Origin of the sequence: Dickeya undicola (assembly GCF_000784735.1) — a bacterium.
Classification (GTDB): Bacteria; Pseudomonadota; Gammaproteobacteria; order Enterobacterales; family Enterobacteriaceae; genus Dickeya; species Dickeya undicola.
Map to the genome: position 1 here is coordinate 1 of NZ_JSYG01000068.1, position 484 is coordinate 484.

1 protein-coding gene is annotated in these 484 nt (G+C 64.0%); it reads right to left on the bottom strand.

Annotated features, from left to right (window positions below):
• A partial coding sequence (locus OB87_RS19350; protein WP_033570993.1) for a cadherin-like domain-containing protein occupies nucleotides 1–484 on the bottom strand: 484 nt, incomplete at both ends.

Sequence of the window (484 nt, forward strand, 5' to 3'; positions counted from 1 at the left end):
TCGGCGTATAGGTCAGCGTCCCGTCCGGGTTGATCACCACCGTGCCGTTACCGGCGCTGGCGGCGGTCACGGTTAGCGGATTGCCATCCACATCGCTGTCATTCGCCAGCACATTGACGGTCACTGGCGTGTCTTCGTCAGTGGTCGCCGTATCGGCCCCGGCGACTGGCGCATCGTTTACGGCGGTGACGGTCACCGTCAGCGTGCCCATTGCCACGCCACCCGCGCCATCGCTCACCGTATAGGTCACCGTGTCGGTGCCATTGAAGTTGGCGTTCGGGGTGTAAGTCAGGGTGCCATCCGGGTTGATCACCACCGTGCCGTTACCGGCGCTGGCGGCGGTCAGCGTCAGCGGGTTGCCATCCACATCGCTGTCATTCGCCAGCACATTGACGGTCACTGGCGTGTCTTCATCGGTGGTCGCCGTATCGGCTCCAGCGACTGGCGCGTCATTTACGGCGGTGACGGTTACCGTCAGCGTGCC